General features: G+C 70.2%; 16 protein-coding genes. 5 read left to right on the top strand and 11 right to left on the bottom strand.

The window, feature by feature from the left end:
* Window positions 1–34: 34 nt before the first annotated feature.
* Together LRM40_RS03080 and LRM40_RS03075 are read left to right on the top strand one after the other, a co-directional pair.
* Window positions 35–1,762: an MFS transporter gene (locus LRM40_RS03080; protein ID WP_151123856.1), complete on the top strand. Its 1,728-nt coding sequence runs from the start codon at window positions 35–37 to the stop codon at window positions 1,760–1,762.
* Between the two features lie 10 nt (window positions 1,763–1,772).
* Window positions 1,773–2,066, top strand: coding sequence for a YciI family protein (locus LRM40_RS03075; protein ID WP_151123857.1), 294 nt, complete (start codon window positions 1,773–1,775; stop codon window positions 2,064–2,066).
* On the opposite strand, the gene LRM40_RS03070 is transcribed toward LRM40_RS03075, so the two are convergent.
* The 4 genes from LRM40_RS03070 to LRM40_RS03055 all read right to left on the bottom strand — a co-directional run bounded on the left by LRM40_RS03070 (window position 2,067) and on the right by LRM40_RS03055 (window position 6,930).
* Window positions 2,067–2,834 (bottom strand): SDR family oxidoreductase, encoded by a 768-nt coding sequence (locus LRM40_RS03070; protein WP_151123858.1) that lies wholly within the window; start codon window positions 2,832–2,834, stop codon window positions 2,067–2,069.
* A 61-nt stretch (window positions 2,835–2,895) separates the two neighbouring features.
* Entirely contained in the window at window positions 2,896–4,170 is a 1,275-nt protein-coding gene (locus LRM40_RS03065; protein WP_151123859.1) for an NAD(P)H-dependent flavin oxidoreductase, read from the bottom strand.
* Between the two features lie 104 nt (window positions 4,171–4,274).
* Entirely contained in the window at window positions 4,275–5,141 is an 867-nt protein-coding gene (fghA, locus tag LRM40_RS03060) for an S-formylglutathione hydrolase (RefSeq protein ID WP_151123860.1), read from the bottom strand.
* 121 nt (window positions 5,142–5,262) lie between these two features.
* Entirely contained in the window at window positions 5,263–6,930 is a 1,668-nt protein-coding gene (locus LRM40_RS03055; protein ID WP_151123873.1) for an OFA family MFS transporter, read from the bottom strand.
* 191 nt (window positions 6,931–7,121) lie between these two features.
* Between LRM40_RS03055 and LRM40_RS03050 the strand changes: the two genes are divergently transcribed.
* Window positions 7,122–8,249 carry an NAD(P)/FAD-dependent oxidoreductase gene (locus LRM40_RS03050; protein ID WP_151123874.1) on the top strand — a complete coding sequence of 376 codons (1,128 nt, stop codon included), beginning with the start codon at window positions 7,122–7,124 and terminating at the stop codon, window positions 8,247–8,249.
* Between the two features lie 27 nt (window positions 8,250–8,276).
* Entirely contained in the window at window positions 8,277–9,428 is a 1,152-nt protein-coding gene (locus LRM40_RS03045) for an ABC transporter substrate-binding protein (protein WP_151123861.1), read from the top strand.
* Between the two features lie 6 nt (window positions 9,429–9,434).
* Here the strand turns inward: LRM40_RS03045 and LRM40_RS03040 are convergent, their stop codons facing one another.
* From LRM40_RS03040 to LRM40_RS03015, 6 genes are all read right to left on the bottom strand, one after another.
* Window positions 9,435–9,635, bottom strand: coding sequence for a hypothetical protein (locus LRM40_RS03040; RefSeq protein ID WP_151123862.1), 201 nt, complete (start codon window positions 9,633–9,635; stop codon window positions 9,435–9,437).
* Between the two features lie 110 nt (window positions 9,636–9,745).
* Window positions 9,746–11,401, bottom strand: a complete 1,656-nt coding sequence (locus LRM40_RS03035; RefSeq protein WP_151123863.1) for an MFS transporter — start codon at window positions 11,399–11,401, stop codon at window positions 9,746–9,748.
* Between the two features lie 195 nt (window positions 11,402–11,596).
* Entirely contained in the window at window positions 11,597–12,052 is a 456-nt protein-coding gene (locus LRM40_RS03030) for a hypothetical protein (RefSeq protein WP_151123864.1), read from the bottom strand.
* On the bottom strand, window positions 12,049–12,303 hold the full coding sequence (locus LRM40_RS03025) for a DUF1289 domain-containing protein (protein WP_231067696.1): 255 nt from the start codon (window positions 12,301–12,303) through the stop codon (window positions 12,049–12,051). The genes LRM40_RS03030 and LRM40_RS03025 overlap by 4 nt, the downstream gene beginning before the upstream one ends.
* The gene (locus LRM40_RS03020; RefSeq protein ID WP_151123865.1) at window positions 12,300–12,818 is read right to left on the bottom strand and encodes a YbaK/EbsC family protein; all 519 of its coding nucleotides are present in this window, start codon (window positions 12,816–12,818) and stop codon (window positions 12,300–12,302) included. Before LRM40_RS03020 ends, LRM40_RS03025 begins: the two co-directional genes overlap by 4 nt.
* Before the next feature lie 101 nt (window positions 12,819–12,919).
* On the bottom strand, window positions 12,920–13,537 hold the full coding sequence (locus tag LRM40_RS03015) for a 2-hydroxychromene-2-carboxylate isomerase (protein WP_151123866.1): 618 nt from the start codon (window positions 13,535–13,537) through the stop codon (window positions 12,920–12,922).
* Window positions 13,538–13,650: 113 nt separating this feature from the next.
* Between LRM40_RS03015 and LRM40_RS03010 the strand changes: the two genes are divergently transcribed.
* Window positions 13,651–14,268 carry a hypothetical protein gene (locus LRM40_RS03010; RefSeq protein ID WP_151123867.1) on the top strand — a complete coding sequence of 206 codons (618 nt, stop codon included), beginning with the start codon at window positions 13,651–13,653 and terminating at the stop codon, window positions 14,266–14,268.
* Here LRM40_RS03010 and LRM40_RS03005 read toward each other — a convergent pair.
* Window positions 14,235–14,792, bottom strand: coding sequence for a chorismate--pyruvate lyase family protein (locus LRM40_RS03005; RefSeq protein WP_231067695.1), 558 nt, complete (start codon window positions 14,790–14,792; stop codon window positions 14,235–14,237). The two genes, LRM40_RS03010 and LRM40_RS03005, sit on opposite strands and share 34 nt — an antisense overlap.
* Window positions 14,793–14,816: the final 24 nt, after the last annotated feature.

Raw genomic sequence — 14,816 nt, 5'->3', positions numbered from 1 at the left:
CGCACCCTTTTTCGGCGTCATCCTGCTTCACCCGATGCGTCTTCCCAACCTGCTGGCCACCGCACGCGGTCGCCTGACCGCGTTCTTCCTGCTGTACCTGACCGAGGGCATCCCGCTGGGCTTTGCCGCCACCGCGGTGGCCACCCAGCTGCGCCGACAGGGTGTGGGGCCGGCCGAGATCGGCGCCTTCGTGGGCTCCTTCTACCTGCCCTGGGCCTTCAAGTGGGCCTACGGTCCTGTGGTGGACGTGTTCGCCTCGGCCCGGTTGGGGCGGCGTCGCGGCTGGATCCTGGGCATGCAGATCATGATGGTGCTGACCCTGCTGTCCACCGTGATGCTGGACCTGCCGCGTCAGCTGGGCCTGTTCACCCTCATCCTGCTGGTGCACAACGTCTTCTCGGCGACCCAGGACGTGGCCATCGACGCGCTGGCCGTCAACACCCTGCAGGAGCATGAGCGCGCCACCGCCAACGGCATGATGTTCGCGGGCGCCAGCCTGGGCCAGGCCGTGGGCGGCAGCGGCGCCCTCTTCGTGGCGGCCCAGTTCGGCTTCCAGAGCTCCTTCTACTTCGTCTGCGGCGCCATCCTGATGGTCACGCTGTTCGTGGTGCTGCCGCTGAAGGAAGCCCCCGACCCCGCCTGGGAAGCCCGGCGCGGCGGCGGCCTGCACGCCGCCCTGCGCGAGATGCTGAGCTTCGTGGTCAACGCCTTCCGCTCCTTCGTCGGCACGCGCGGCGCCTTCGCCGGCCTGGGCATGGCCCTGCTGCCGCCCGGGGCCATGTGCCTGGGCTTGGCCCTGCAGAGCAATCTGGCGGTGGAGCTGGGACTGCCGGACGACCAGGTGGCCTGGCTGAACCTGTGGTCCACCGTCATCGGCGCGGCCGGCTGCGTGGTGGGCGGCATCATCTCGGACCGGGTGGACCGCCGCAAGGCGCTCAACATCTACATCCTGCTGATGAGCGTGCCGGTGCTGGTGCTGGCCTTCATCCTGCAGCGCGAGGGCTGGATCACCGCCGACGCCAACAAGACCGGCCTGCACAACCTCGCCCTGCCCTTCCTGGTGGGGGCCTTCTGGCTGGCCACCCTGTCCTACCAGTTCTTCAACGGACTGATGTACAGCACCACCAACGCCATCTACATGGACGTGACCAACCCCGCGGTGGCGGCCACCCAGTTCACGGCCTACATGGCCATGGCCAACCTGGCCATCTCCTACAGCTCGATCTGGCAGGGCATCGGCATCGAGTCCTGGGGCTACCCGACCACCATGGTCATCGACGGCTTCTTCGGCCTGACCTACCTGCTGCTGCTGCCGCTGACCCGGCGCCGCCCGGGCGATGCCGAGGGCTACACCGACCATCTGGCACCGCAGCGGGCCCGCAAGCTGGCCCTGGGCCTGGCCCTGATGTGCCTGGCCTGGCTGCCTGTGCACTACGAGGAATCGCTGCTCGGCCCGGCCCAGCCCATCGCCGGCGTGCTGTTCTCGCTCATCTTCGTCGGCAGCGCGGTGGTGCTGCTGGCCGGGGGGGCGGTGCTGCTCCAGGAGCGCCCTGCGCTGGCCAAGACGGCCATGGGGTTCTCGACCCTGACGGCCCTGCTGCTGCTGCGCAAGTTCCTGGCCGACGCCCCCGCCCCCGTGCAGACCGTGGGCCATGGTCTGCTCTACCTGGTGCCGGTGTTGACGGCGGCGCTGCTGTGGCAGCTGGCCCGCCGCCCCTGGCGGGACCTGGCGCCGGAACCCGACCCGGCCCCGGCGGTCTGAGCCGCGGGAGATGACGATGTACCTGATCCAGATCCGCTACACCCGCCCGCTGGCCGAGGTGGAACAGCAACTGGAGGCCCACCGCGCCTACCTGCGCGAGGCCCCCGAGGCCGCCGGCATCCTGATGACCGCACGACGCCAGGACCGCACCGGCGGCCTGGTGATGATGCGCGCGGACAGCCTGGCCGCGGTCGAGGCCTTCGTGGCCCGCGACCCCTACGCCACGGCCGGCGTGGCGGCCTTCGAGATCACCGCCTATGACGTGGCCCAGGTGGCCGCGGGGCTGGACGCCCTGAAGTCCTGATCAGCCCCGGCCCACGAAGGGCATGGCCGTGGCCATCACGGTGGTGAACAGCACATTGGCCGACAGCGGCAGGCCGGCGATGTGCACCACCATGTCGGCCACCTGCTGGACATCCATGCGGGCCTCCGCGCGCACCTGGCCATCGGCCTGCAGCATGCCGCTGGCCATCGTCGTGGTCATGTCGGTGGCGGCATTGCCGATGTCGATCTGGCCCACCGCGATGTCGAAGGCCCGGCCATCGAGCGCGGCCGAACGGGTCAGCCCGGTCATCGCATGCTTGGTGGCGGTGTAGGCCACCGAGTTGGGCCGCGGCGCATGGGCCGAGATCGAGCCGTTGTTCAGGATGCGCCCACCCCGCGGCGCCTGGGCCTTCATCAGCCGGAAGGCCTCGCGGGTGCAGAGGAAGGCGCCGGTCAGGTTGACGTCCACCGCCGCCTGCCAGTCGGCCAGGGGCAGGTCCTCCAGCGGCACACCGGCGGTGAAGATGCCGGCGTTGTTGAAGAGGAAGTCCAGCCGGCCGAAGCGGCCCCGGAGGATGGCGAACAGGGCCTTGACCGAGGCCTCGTCGCGCACATCCGCCACCACCGGGCAGGCCCGTTCGGGCGCGGCGCTGGCCTCGGCCACCGCCTCCAGTGCCTCGGCCTGCCGGCCCGCCAGCACCACGGTCCACCCGGCCTCGATCAGCGCCAGGGCACAGGCCCGGCCGATGCCCCGCCCCGCCCCGGTGACCAGGGCGATGCGAGACGGGCTGGAAGGTTTGTCGGTCATGACGGGCTCCTGCGGATGGGCCCCGCAGTCTGCCATGCCCGGGTCGGAGGTCGCGTCGGACTCAGGCGAACTGGGCCGCCAGGGCCGGCGCCTCGGCCTGGGCCTCGGCCACGTCACGGGTCAGCAGGCGCTCCATCAGCTCGCGCACGCTGCGGATCTGCTGGCCGAAGGGCAGCGCGCCCACGCCACGGAAGAACAGGCCCTTCTTCAGATCGCCGCGCAGGGCCGCGGCCAGCTGGTTGTCGATGCAGAACTGGCCCCAGTCCTTGAAGCCATCGCGCAGACCGCACTGGGCCAGGCAGTCGAAGGCCTTGGTACAGCGTGCCTTGGCATGGGCCACGGCCTGCAGCTTCTGCTCGGCGGCCAGGTAGCTCTTCATCCACAGCGTCTTGACGGCGCGGGCCGGCAGGCCGGCCACGCTGGTGAAGGTCACCATGTCCTCGTCGCGGGCCTCGGCCAGCACCCGCTTGAACTCGGGCGAGGCATCGCATTCCTCGGTCACCGCGAAGGCCGTGCCGAGCTGGGCGGCATCGGCCCCCAGGGCCTGCACGCGGGCGATGTCCGCATGGGTGCGGATGCCGCCGGCGGCGATCAGCGGGATCTCCTTCTCGATGCCGGCCTTGCGCAGGAAGTCGCGCACCTCGGGCAGCACCCGCTCGAAGTCGAAACGGGTGTCGTCCAGGTCGGCGATCTTCGCCGCCCCCAGGTGACCGGCGGCCAGGCGCGGGTGTTCGATCACGATGGCGTCAGGCAGGCGCTTCTTGCGCTCCCACTTCTTGACGATCAGGGCCACGCCGCGCGAATCGGACAGGATGGGCACGATCAGCGCATTCGGATGCTCGGCGGCCAGGTCCGGCAGGTCCAGCGGCAGGCCGGCGCCCACCACCACCATGTCGGCCCCGCTTTCCAGAGAGGTCTTCACATGGGACGCGTAGTCGCTGATGGCGCGCATCACGTTCACCGCGACCAGGCCCTTGCCGGCGGCCAGTTCACGCGCGGAGCGGATCTCGCGCTGCAGGGCCTCGACGTTGGCGGCATTGATGCGGGCCTTGGAGTCCTCGTCCATGCCGGGGCGGGCGTGCAGGCCCTCGGTGGCCTCCATCAGGTCCGGATGGTGGCGGCGCAGGTCCACCGAACTGATGGTGCCCACACCGCCCTCGGCGGCGACGCTGCCGGCCAGGCGATGGGCGCTGACGCCCACACCCATGCCGCCCTGCACGATGGGCAGCAGCCAGCGACCGGCCACCCGCAGCGGCTTCAGGCCGCTGCGCGAGAGCAGGCCGGCCAGCCCCGCATCGACATGGGAGGTATCCACGGGGGTGACAGCAGCATTCATCGAAGGGCCCACAGACTTGCAAGAAAGGTGTCGGAGCGTAGCGCGCCCCGACGCCGCAGGTCTTGAGCGGCATCAAGTCTTCGGATCCCCCCCCGGCGGCCGTCTCAAGCGCGCAGCCGGGCCGCGTGGTGGCGCAGGTGGTCCTCGATGAAGCTGGCCACGAAGTAGTAGCCGTGGTCGTACCCGGGCTGACGGCGCAGGGTCAGGGGCTGGCCCACGGCGACGCAGGCAGCCTCGAAGGCCTCGGGCAGCAACTGCCCATCGGCCAGGAATTTGTCAGCCAGGCCCTGATCGACCAGGATGCCCTGCGGGTAGGGGGGGCGGGCCCGGGTCGCCATCAGGGCGCTGGCATCGTGCGCGGCCCAGGTGCTTTCGTCCTGGCCCAGGTAACCGGTGAAGGCCTTGTGCCCCCAGGGACAACGGCTGGGCGCGCAGATGGGCGCGAAGGCCGACACGCTGGTGAACACACCCGGATGGCGCAGCGCGAGGGTGAGCGCCCCATGGCCGCCCATGCTGTGACCGAACACGCCCTGGCGGTCGGCGGCCAGGCCGAAGGCCGCCTGGACCTCGGGCAGCAGCTCCTGGAGCAGATAGCTCTCCATGCACCAGTGGCCGGCCCAGGGCGCCTGGGTGGCGTCCAGGTAGAAGCCGGCGCCCACGCCGAAGTCCCAGTGGTCGGCCTCGCCGCTCACGCCGGCGCCACGCGGACTGGTGTCGGGTGTCAGCAGGGCCAGCCCCAGCTCGGCCGCCACCCGTTGGGCACCGGCCTTGATCGCGAAGGTCTCTTCGGTGCAGGTCAGCCCGGCCAGCCAGGTCAGCAAGGGCACGGTCTGCCCGGCCAGGGCCTGGGGCGGCAGGTACAGGCCAAAGCGCATCGGCAGGCCGATCTCGCGCGAGGCGTGGTGATAGAAGCGCTGCTCGCCACCGAACGAGGCGTGCGCGCTGATCAGTTCCAGACGTTCGAATGCCATCTCAGCCACCTTGGTTGTGCGTCCAGGCCAAGCTTGAAGGCCGAGGACATGCAGAACCCGCACTCTAGCCTGACGGCGAGTCGGGCCAGGGGGCGGCGCGCCCCCTGGCCGCAAGGCCATGTCAGTGGAAGAACTTGGCCGCGCTCAGGAAGGTGCGATACACCCCCCAGGCCAGAGGCAGGCCCACGGCCAGCCAGGCCAGCACCACCACCGCCGTGCTGCTGCGGTGGAAGGTGTGGGTGCCCTGCTCATGCCGGGACTCCTCCTGGTCGCGCTCTCGGGCCAGGCGCTTTTCCTGCGCCAGTTCCGCGTCGCTCATGAAGTACTTCGGATTCACCGGCCGCACCAGCAGATTGCAGATCAGGCCGACCACCAGCATGCCCACCAGGATGTACATGGTCTGGTTGTAGACCTGGTCGCGCGGGATGCCCAGGTCCAGCTGGTATTCGCGCATGTAGTTCACCACCACCGGGCCGATGATGCCCGCGGTGGCCCAGGCGGTGAGCAGGCGGCCGTGGATGGCCCCCACCATCTGGGTGCCGAACAGGTCGGCCAGGTAGGCAGGCACCGTGGCGAAGCCGCCGCCATACATGCTCAGGATGATGCAGAAGGCGCCCACGAACAGCAGCTTGTTGCCCGCGGCCGCACTGGCCGGGATGCTGAAGTACAGCATACCGCCCAGGATGAAGAAGACCGTGTAGGTCAGCTTGCGGCCCAGCGCATCCGACAGGCTGGCCCAGAAGAAGCGGCCGGCGATGTTGAACAGGCTCAGCAGGGCCGCGAAACCCGCGGCCACACCCGCGATGGCGGTGAGTTGGGCCTTGTCCAGCTCACCGAACTTGGCCGGCACCCCGATCAGGCTGCCGCCGAAGACTTCCTGGAGCATCGGGCTGGCCATGCCGATCACGCCGATGCCGGCCGAGACGTTCATGGTCAGCACCATCCAGACCAGCCAGAACTGCGGAATGCCCCAGATCTTCTTCACATGCACATGGCCGTGGGTGATCATGGCCTTCTGCGTGGCCTGGGGTGCCGGCGGCGTCCAGCCCTCGGGCTTCCAGCCATGGGCCGGCACGCGGTAGCCGAAAGCCCCCAGCAGCATCGCCACCAGATAGAGCAGGCCCATGACGACGAAGGTCTCCCAGACACCGACGCTGGTGGGGGTGGCAAAGTGCTTCATCAGCTCGGCGGCCAGCGGCGAGCCGATCATGGCCCCGCCACCGAAGCCCATGATGGCCATGCCCGTGGCCATGCCGCGCCGGTCGGGGAACCATTTGATCAGCGTGCTGACTGGCGAGATGTAGCCCAGGCCCAGACCGATGCCCCCGATGATCCCCGAGCCCAGCACCATCATCCAGAACTGGTGCTGCTGGATGCCCAGGGCGGAGAACAGCATGCCCCCGCCCCAGCACAGCGCAGCGATGACGCCGGCCTTGCGCGGCCCGGCGTGCTCCAGCCAGCCGCCCCAGATGGCGGCGGACAGACCCAGGAAAACGAAGAACAGCGTGTACATCCAGCCCAGGGTGGCAATGGGCCAGTCGCAGCTGGTGGTGAACAGTTGCTGGAAGAAGCCGACCTCGGGGCCGCACTTCAGCGCTTCCTTGATGCCGATGGCCTTGGACAGCGGCAGCCAGAACACCGAGAAGCCATAGGCCATCCCGATGCACAGGTGGATGGCCAGGGCCGCGGGCGGCACCAGCCAACGGTTGAAGCCCGGTGGCGCGACGGTGCGCTCCTTGGACAGCAACGACGGTTGAGCAGCGCCCCTCCCGGGCGCTGTATCGCTCATGACATGAGACATGAAGGCTCCTGTTGTGGGTTGCGGGGCGCATGGCCTGCCTTGTGCGCCCTCCCAACGGTCCGCACACGACGCGCCCGGGCCGACTCTATGTGCCCAGGCGTGACATCCGCAAGCAGGCAAGTCTCAGCGTGGTAACAAGACGAACAATCGCCGGCATGGCCGCATGGACAATCGGCGGCATGGAAACCGTCGATTGCGTGGTGGTGGGCGCCGGTGTCGTGGGGCTGGCCTGTGCCCGGGCCCTGGCTCGGGAAGGCCGCGAGGTGCTGGTGCTGGAGGCCGAGTCCGCCATCGGCACGGTCACCAGCGCCCGCAACAGCGAAGTCATCCACGCCGGGCTCTACTACCCGCCGGGCTCGCGCAAGGCCCGCCTGTGCGTGCAGGGCCGCGACCTGCTCTACGCCTACTGCGCCGAGCGCCATGTGGACCACCGGCGCTGCGGCAAGCTGGTGGTGGCCAGCGGCCCCGAGGAGGTGCCCGCCCTGCAGGCGCTGCAGGCTCGGGCCCGAGCCAACGGGGTGGACGATCTGCAGTGGCTGGACAGCGCCGCGGTGCAGGCCCTGGAGCCGGCCTTGGCCGTCCATGCCGCGCTGCTGTCGCCGTCCACCGGCATCGTGGACAGCCACGGCCTGATGCAGGCCCTGTGGGCCGACGCCGAGGCGGCCGGCGCCATCCTGGTGCTGCGCACGCCGCTGGTGGCGGCGCAAGCCGATGCCGAGGGCCTGGTGCTGCAGACCGGCGGCCGCGACCCGATGCGCCTGCGCACGCAGCTGCTGATCAATGCCGCGGGCCTGCAGGCCTGCCAGGTGGCGGCCCAGGTGCTGGGCCCGGATTCCCCCCATGTGCCGCGCCCGCACTACGCCAAGGGAGCCTACTTCAGCCTGAGCAGCCGGGCACCCTTCTCCCACCTCATCTACCCGGCGCCGTCCGACAGCGGTCACCTGGGCGTGCACCTCACGCTGGACCTGGGTGGCCAGGCCCGCTTCGGCCCGAGCTTCCGCTGGGTGGACGAGATCGACTACAGCGTCTCACCGGAAGAAGCCGCGGGCTTCGAGGACGCCATCCGCCACTACTGGCCGGGCCTGCCCGCGGGCAGCCTGCAGGCGGCCTATGCCGGGGTGCGCCCGCGCATCAGCGGGCCCGACGCACCGGCGGCGGACTTCCGCATCGACGGTCCCGCGCAACATGGGCAGGCGGGGCTGATCAACCTGCTGGGCATCGAGTCGCCCGGGCTGACGGCGGCACTGGCCATCGCCGCCGAGGTGGCAACGCTGGCCGCTTCGGCACCGGGGTTGTCGCCGACCTGACATGCAGGGTGCCGAAAATCCGGCGCCATGCAGTACCCGACCGATCCGGGCCGCCGACGCTGGCTGCGTCAATGGGCCCTTCCTGCGGGCCTGGCCCTGAGCCATCCCGCCCTCGCCCAGAACAAGACGGAGACCAGCTCCCGCGCCGAGGCCCGCATGGTCCAGCTGCTGGACATGTCCGTGGCCCAGCAGGAGCTCTCGCGCGATTACTCCACCGGCGTGCGCCTGGCCTGGGCGGTGGAAGGCCAGAAGGGCCGTCCGCTCTCGCGCATCAGCCTGGAGACCGTCAACACCGACGGCAGCGCGGCGGCCGTGAATGCGGCGCTGGACCGCATCGCCCAGGACGCAGGCATCCTGGCATTGGTGGGCACCGTGGGCGACGCCCTGGCCGTGCGGGTGCAGGACGGCCTGAACCAGCGCGGCCTGAAGCTGCCGCACCTGGGCCCCTGGATGGCTGATGGCCGCCACGACAGTGACCCGTCCCTGGCCCTGCTCTTCGCGTCGCGCAGCATGCAGCTGCGCAAGGCCCTGGGCAGCGCCTATGGCATGGGTGTCAATGATCTGATCGTGGTGTACAGCACTGCGGAGGACCAGCGGCTCTACGACCCCGAGGTCAGCGGCATGGCGCAGTCGCTGGGCCTGAAGCTGCGCCGCTTGACCGGCAACAGCGTGACCCAGCCCGCCGCGCTGGCCGCACGCCTGCCCGCCGGGGGGGCGATGATCCTGTTCCTGGCCACCAGCGCCGAGGTGGCCCAGTTCACCCAGGCCATGGCACAGCGCGGCGATCACCGCTTCGTGCTGGCCCTGGGCGATGTGGACGCCCCTTCGCTGATGCAGTTCACGCCGGGGCGCGGCGTGCCGGTGATCCTGACCCAGGTGGTGCCCAGCCCGCTGCGCAGCCGTCTGGGGGTGGTGGAGACCTACCGCAGCCGGCTGGGCGAGCTCTACGATGAGCCGCCCTCCACCATCAGCCTGGCGGGCTACCTGGCCGGCCAGTACACCGCCGCCCTGGTGCGCGAGGCCGGCAGCCCCCTGACGCGCGAGCGCCTGCTCGATGGCGTGGCCCGCCGCAAACCGGTCTCGCTGGGCGGCTGGGCCATCGACTTCCGCGACGGACGCCGCGGCAGCCAGTTCGTCAACCCGACCCTGCTGGATCCCTCCGGCCGGCTGATCGGCTGAGCGGCCTCAGTTCGAGGCGGCGCTGGCGGCTTCGGAGGCCGCGGGCGCCGGCTGGGCCATGCTGGCTGCCTCAGAGGCGGCCGGTGCGCCCTCATGCACCTCGGAGCCGTGCTTCTCGCCCCCCATGTCCAGCTGGTTGCCGCCCTTGGAGACAACCCACAGGGCCAGCGCGGCGAAGAGAACGAAGGCGAGGATCAGCTTCCACATGACAGGGACTCCTTGATGGTTGGAATGGTCATCCGGCCCGACAAGGGCCTCTCATAAAAAAGGCGGCCCGCAGGCCGCCTTGGTCGTGAGAGGAAATCCTCCCGCGGGCGTCAGTCGCCGGCGTAGATGTCGATGTCCTTGGTCTCGCGCACGAACAGCATGCCGATCACGAAGGTGGCGCCGGCAATGATGATCGGGTACCACAGGCCGTTGTACATGTCGCCGGTCTGGGCCACGATGGCGAAGGACGTGGTGGGCAGCAGGCCGCCGAACCAGCCGTTGCCGATGTGATACGGCAGGCTCATCGAGGTGTAGCGGATGCGGGTCGGGAACATCTCGACCAGCATGGCCGCCAACGGGCCGTAGGACATGGCCACGATGATCATCATGAACGCCAGGATCAGGACGATCTTGACCTTGTCCATCTTGGCCGGGTCGGCCTTGGTCGGGTAGCCGTGGGCCTTCAGGGCGTCGCCCACGGCCTTCTTGAAATCGGCTTCCTTCTTCTTGGCTTCGTCGGCCGGCAGGCCCACGACCGAGAAGCTCTCGATCACGGTGTCACCGATGGCGATCTTGGCCGGGCCGGTGCCCACGGCGGTCTCGTAGCTCACCGAGCTGCCCGCCAGCATCTGCTTGGCAATGTCGCAGGACGAGGTGAACTTCTTGGTGCCGGTCGGGTTGAACTGGAACGAGCATTCGTTCGGGTCCGCCGTGACCACCACCTTGGAGTTCGCCTGGGCGGCCGCCAGATCGGGGTTGGCCGCCGAGGTCAGGGCCTTGAAGGCAGGCATGAAGCACAGGGCTCCCAGCAGCAGGCCGGTCATGATCACCGGCTTGCGACCGATCTTGTCGGACAGCGTGCCCCAGACCACATAGAACGGGGTGCCGATCAGCAGGGCCACGGCCACCAGGATGTTGGCGGTCGCGCCATCCACCTTCAGGGCCTGGGTCAGGAAGAACAGGGCGTAGAACTGACCGGTGTACCAGCACACGGCCTGACCGGCGACCAGACCCAGCAGGGCCAGGATCACGATCTTCAGGTTCTTCCACTGGCCGAAGGACTCGGTCAGCGGGGCCTTGGAGGTCTTGCCCTCGGCCTTCATCTTCTTGAAGGCGGGCGACTCGTTCATCGACAGGCGGATCCACACGCTGATGCCCAGCAGGAAGACCGACACGATGAACGGGATGCGCCAGCCCCAGGCGCCGAAGGCCTCTTCGCCCATGCTCAGGCGAGTGCCCAGGATCACCAGCAGCGACAGGAACAGGCCCAGGGTCGCGGTGGTCTGGATCCAGGAGGTGTAGGCCCCGCGCTTGCCGTGCGGAGCGTGCTCGGCCACGTAGGTGGCGGCACCGCCATACTCACCGCCCAGCGCCAGGCCTTGCAGCAGACGCAGCGCGATCAGGATGACCGGGGCGGCCACGCCGATGGAGGCGTAGTTGGGCAGCACGCCGACGATGAAGGTCGACAGGCCCATGATCAGGATGGTGACCAGGAAGGTGTACTTGCGGCCGATCATGTCGCCCAGACGGCCGAACACCAGCGCGCCGAAGGGCCGCACCAGGAAGCCCGCCGCGAAGGCCAGCAACGCGAAGATGAAGGCCGAGCCCGAGTCCAGGCCGGAGAAGAATTGCTTGGCGATGATGGCCGCCAGCGAACCGTACAGATAGAAGTCGTACCACTCGAACACCGTGCCCAGGGAAGAGGCGAAGATGACCTTCTTCTCTTCCGCGGTCATCGGTGCGTTCGACACCGCGACAGTTGCCATGTTTAGTCTCCTCGAATCCACCGTGCACCACCCCAACGGCGGCGCGTGGAGCGGACTATTCGAGGAGGCTCTGACCCCTCTCTGACGGCGAACTGAACGGATCCTGACAAACTCCGTTGCAACCCTGACGGGCCGTTGCGCGATGCGGGAAATCGACCCTTATCCCTGGGTAAGTCCCAGGGCGCTGCCGGGCCCTCACAAACCCTGATCTGTCAGGGAAATGGCGGCCTCCCCCACCCAGCAGGCGCCGTCCGCCGGACGGTGCAACAGCGGCACGGCCCCCGCCGCCAGCCGGCGCGAGCGCTCGCACAGCGCCGCCCATTCCTGCTGCACCGCGGGGCTGTCCGGATCGCGGGACGGGGTCAGCACCTGAGCCAGTCGCGCCAGGGCCGGTTGGAGCTCAGGGCCGGTGGCCGGCGCATCCTGCCAGACGGCGCGCAACACCTGTTCGGCCAGCCAGCGGTTGAGCAGCGCCCCGGGCGCCCCACAGGCCAGGGCGTGGCGCCACAGCGGTGCCAGGGCCTGGCCCGGCTCACCGGCAGGACAGATCTCGACCCAGACGTGCTGTCCCATCAGCAGCTCGGGCAGGCGCCGGAAGCAGGACCAGGCCTCGGGCGAGGCCAGATCCAGATGCAGCACCAGATGCTTCATGCGGCGCTGTCCGGCAGGAACAGCGTGGGGTCCCCACCGGCCTGGACGCAGCGGCCGGGCAACTCGGCCCAGACGGCCCGTTTGCGGGCGTCGTCGACCGTCGACCAGCCGGCGATTTCATCCAGCGTGCGCCAGCAGCCGGCGCACCAGCCGGTGCGCGGGTCGATCTGGCAGATGCCGATGCAGGGCGATGGAACGGAAGCCGCCGCTGGCGCGGACACGGGCAGTGGCGGGCAGGGGCGCATGCTCATCCCTGCTGCATCACATCGACGACCGGCGCCTGGGTCAGGCGCTGCAGTTCGTCCGGGCGGGCCGGGAAGACGCCATGCGGGTGGCCGGCGGCGGCCCACACGGTGTCGAAGCGGAAGAGTTCGCGGTCCAGCAGCGTGACCGGCGGCGTGGCATGGCCCACCGGCGAGACGCCGCCGATGGAGAAGCCGGTGCGGGCCTTGACGAAGGCGGCGTCGGCCCGGCCGATGGGGCCAACGATGGCGGCCACCTTGCGCTCGTCCACCCGCAGGTCGCCCGAGGCCACGACCAGCACCGCCACGTCGTCGGCCTTGCGGCGGAAGATCACGCTCTTGGCGATCTGGCCGGTGGACACGCCCAGGGCCTCGGCGGCCTCCTGGCAGGTGCGGGCCGGCACGGTCAGCCAGCGGGGCGCGGCCCCGTGGCCCTGTTCGGCCAGCACCCGGCGCACCAGGGCATAGCCCTCGTGCGGAACATCATCGGGGGCCTCGTCGGCCAGGGGAGCGGTGGTGGACATGGCTCGGTCGGCCGCGCCCGGCGCGGCGGCAGCAGATCAGGACCCTCGGATTGTCTCGCAGCGCCCCTGCCCCCGGCGGCCGGCGGGGCTCCGCGCCCGCCTCAGTACGGCCCCTGGCCGAGCCAGCGCTCCATCTGCAGCTTGCGGTCGTTGCCCCAGAAGGGCTCACCGTCGATCACGAAGAAGGGCGCCCCGAAGACCCCGGCCGCAATCGCCTGCTCGTTGGCCTGCTTCAGCCGGTCCTTCCAGACCGGGTCGCTCCAGGCCGCCTCGGCGGCCTCGGCGTCCACGCCCGATTCGGCCAGCAGGGCCCTGAGCGCGGCGGGATCGCTCAGCACGATGTCGCGGGTGAAGAAGGCCCGGAAGGCACTGCGGGTCCAGGCCGCCGCAGCCTCGGCCCCCTGGGTCTCCTGCAGCCACCAGAACACCCGGGCGGCGTTCTGGGTGGGAATGGGGAAGGTCGAGGGCATCAGGTAGGGCAGCCCCTCGAAACGGGCCGAGCGGGCGAAGTCGCGCAGCGCATAGTCCCGCTTGATCGGGTAGGACACCGGGCTCTTCAACTCGGCGGCCTGGAAGGTCACGCCCAGCAGGATGGCCCGGCGCCGCACGACGCGGCCGTGGCGCGCGGCCAGCGCATCGATCCACTCGTTGGCGATGTACGAGTACGGCGACGAGAAGTCGAAGTAGAAGTCGATCGGGGTACGGCTCTCGGTGTTCATCTCTCGAAGATACGCCAAAGCGGCGCGCCCTGCCCTCCCCGGGCTGCGGGAGGGGTCCGCCCGGATTGACCGCGGTCACGCGGTGGGCACGCGCCGGGGCTAGGATGCCGGTCATGGCACTTGAAGCGGTCATGGTCGTGGGGGTGATGGCATTGGCCTTGCTGCTGCGACCCTGGCGCGCGCTGCCGCTCAGCGGCCCGCCCTGGCCCTGGCTGGGCTGGTGCGCGGTCATGCCCCTGCTGTGGGGCGCGGACCAGGTGTCCCATGTGCCGCTGCTGCAGCCGCTGTCCGGCGCCTGCCTGCTGGCCCTGATGGCGGGCTGGCCGCTGGCCATGCTCTCGCTGCTGCCGGTGGCGCTGCTGACGACCGTGCTGGGCAACCTGGACTGGGCCGTGGGCCTGTCGCGCCTGGTCTGGCTGGGCATCGTGCCGGCCAGCCTGGCCTTCGGCCTGGGCCTGGCGGTGCGGCGCTGGCTGCCCCACCACCTCTTCGTCTACATCCTGGGCCGGGGCTTCTTCGCCTCGGTGCTGGCGATGTGGCTTTCCGGTGCCATGGCCCTGTGGGTGCAGGGCGTGCCCAGCGGCAGCGAGGCGGGCGACATCCTGATCGGCCGCTGGCTGGCGGCCTGGGGCGATGCCTTCCTGACCGGCATGCTGGTGGCCATCTTCGTGGCCTTCCGCCCGCAGTGGTTGGCCACCTACTCCGACCGCCTGTACCTGCCCGCGCGCTGACGGGCCCGCGTCGGCCAGGCCGCCACCTCGCCGGGCACGAAGAATTCATTGACCAGCAGCGACTGGCCCTGGCGTTCGAAGCAGGACCAGCGCCGCCACACGCCCCGTCCGGGGAAGGGCTGACCGGTGGCCTGCTGCCAGGTGCGTGCCACCCAGCGCGCCAGCGGATGCGCCGGCGGCAGCCAGGCCTGCCACAGCGGCGAGCGGTCCACATCGGCGCGGGTGAACAGCAGCTCGGCCAGCGGGCGGCTGCCCAGGCCGCCCAGCGCCCGCCAGGGCCCGCGGGCCACCGCGGCCCGCACCACCGAATGGGCCAGCACCATCGGCCGGCCGTCGCCCACCAGCAGCACCGTGCGACCCAGCACCGCGGTGCCCGGGCGCAGGCCCAGCGGCCGGGCGTCCTCGGCCCGGGCCGGCTCGCGCGCCTGCCCCAGCACCTGCACCGTCAGCGGCGCGCGGGCTCGGCGCAGGTGCATGGTCAGCGAGCCTTCGGCGCGCAGCCAGCGCAGGGTCTGGCCGGTCACGGGGCGCACCCGCCCCACACGATC

The sequence above is a fragment of the Ideonella dechloratans genome (assembly GCF_021049305.1).
GTDB classification, from domain to species: Bacteria; Pseudomonadota; Gammaproteobacteria; order Burkholderiales; family Burkholderiaceae_C; genus Ideonella; species Ideonella dechloratans.
This window is presented reverse-complemented; position numbering and strand designations above follow the sequence as displayed.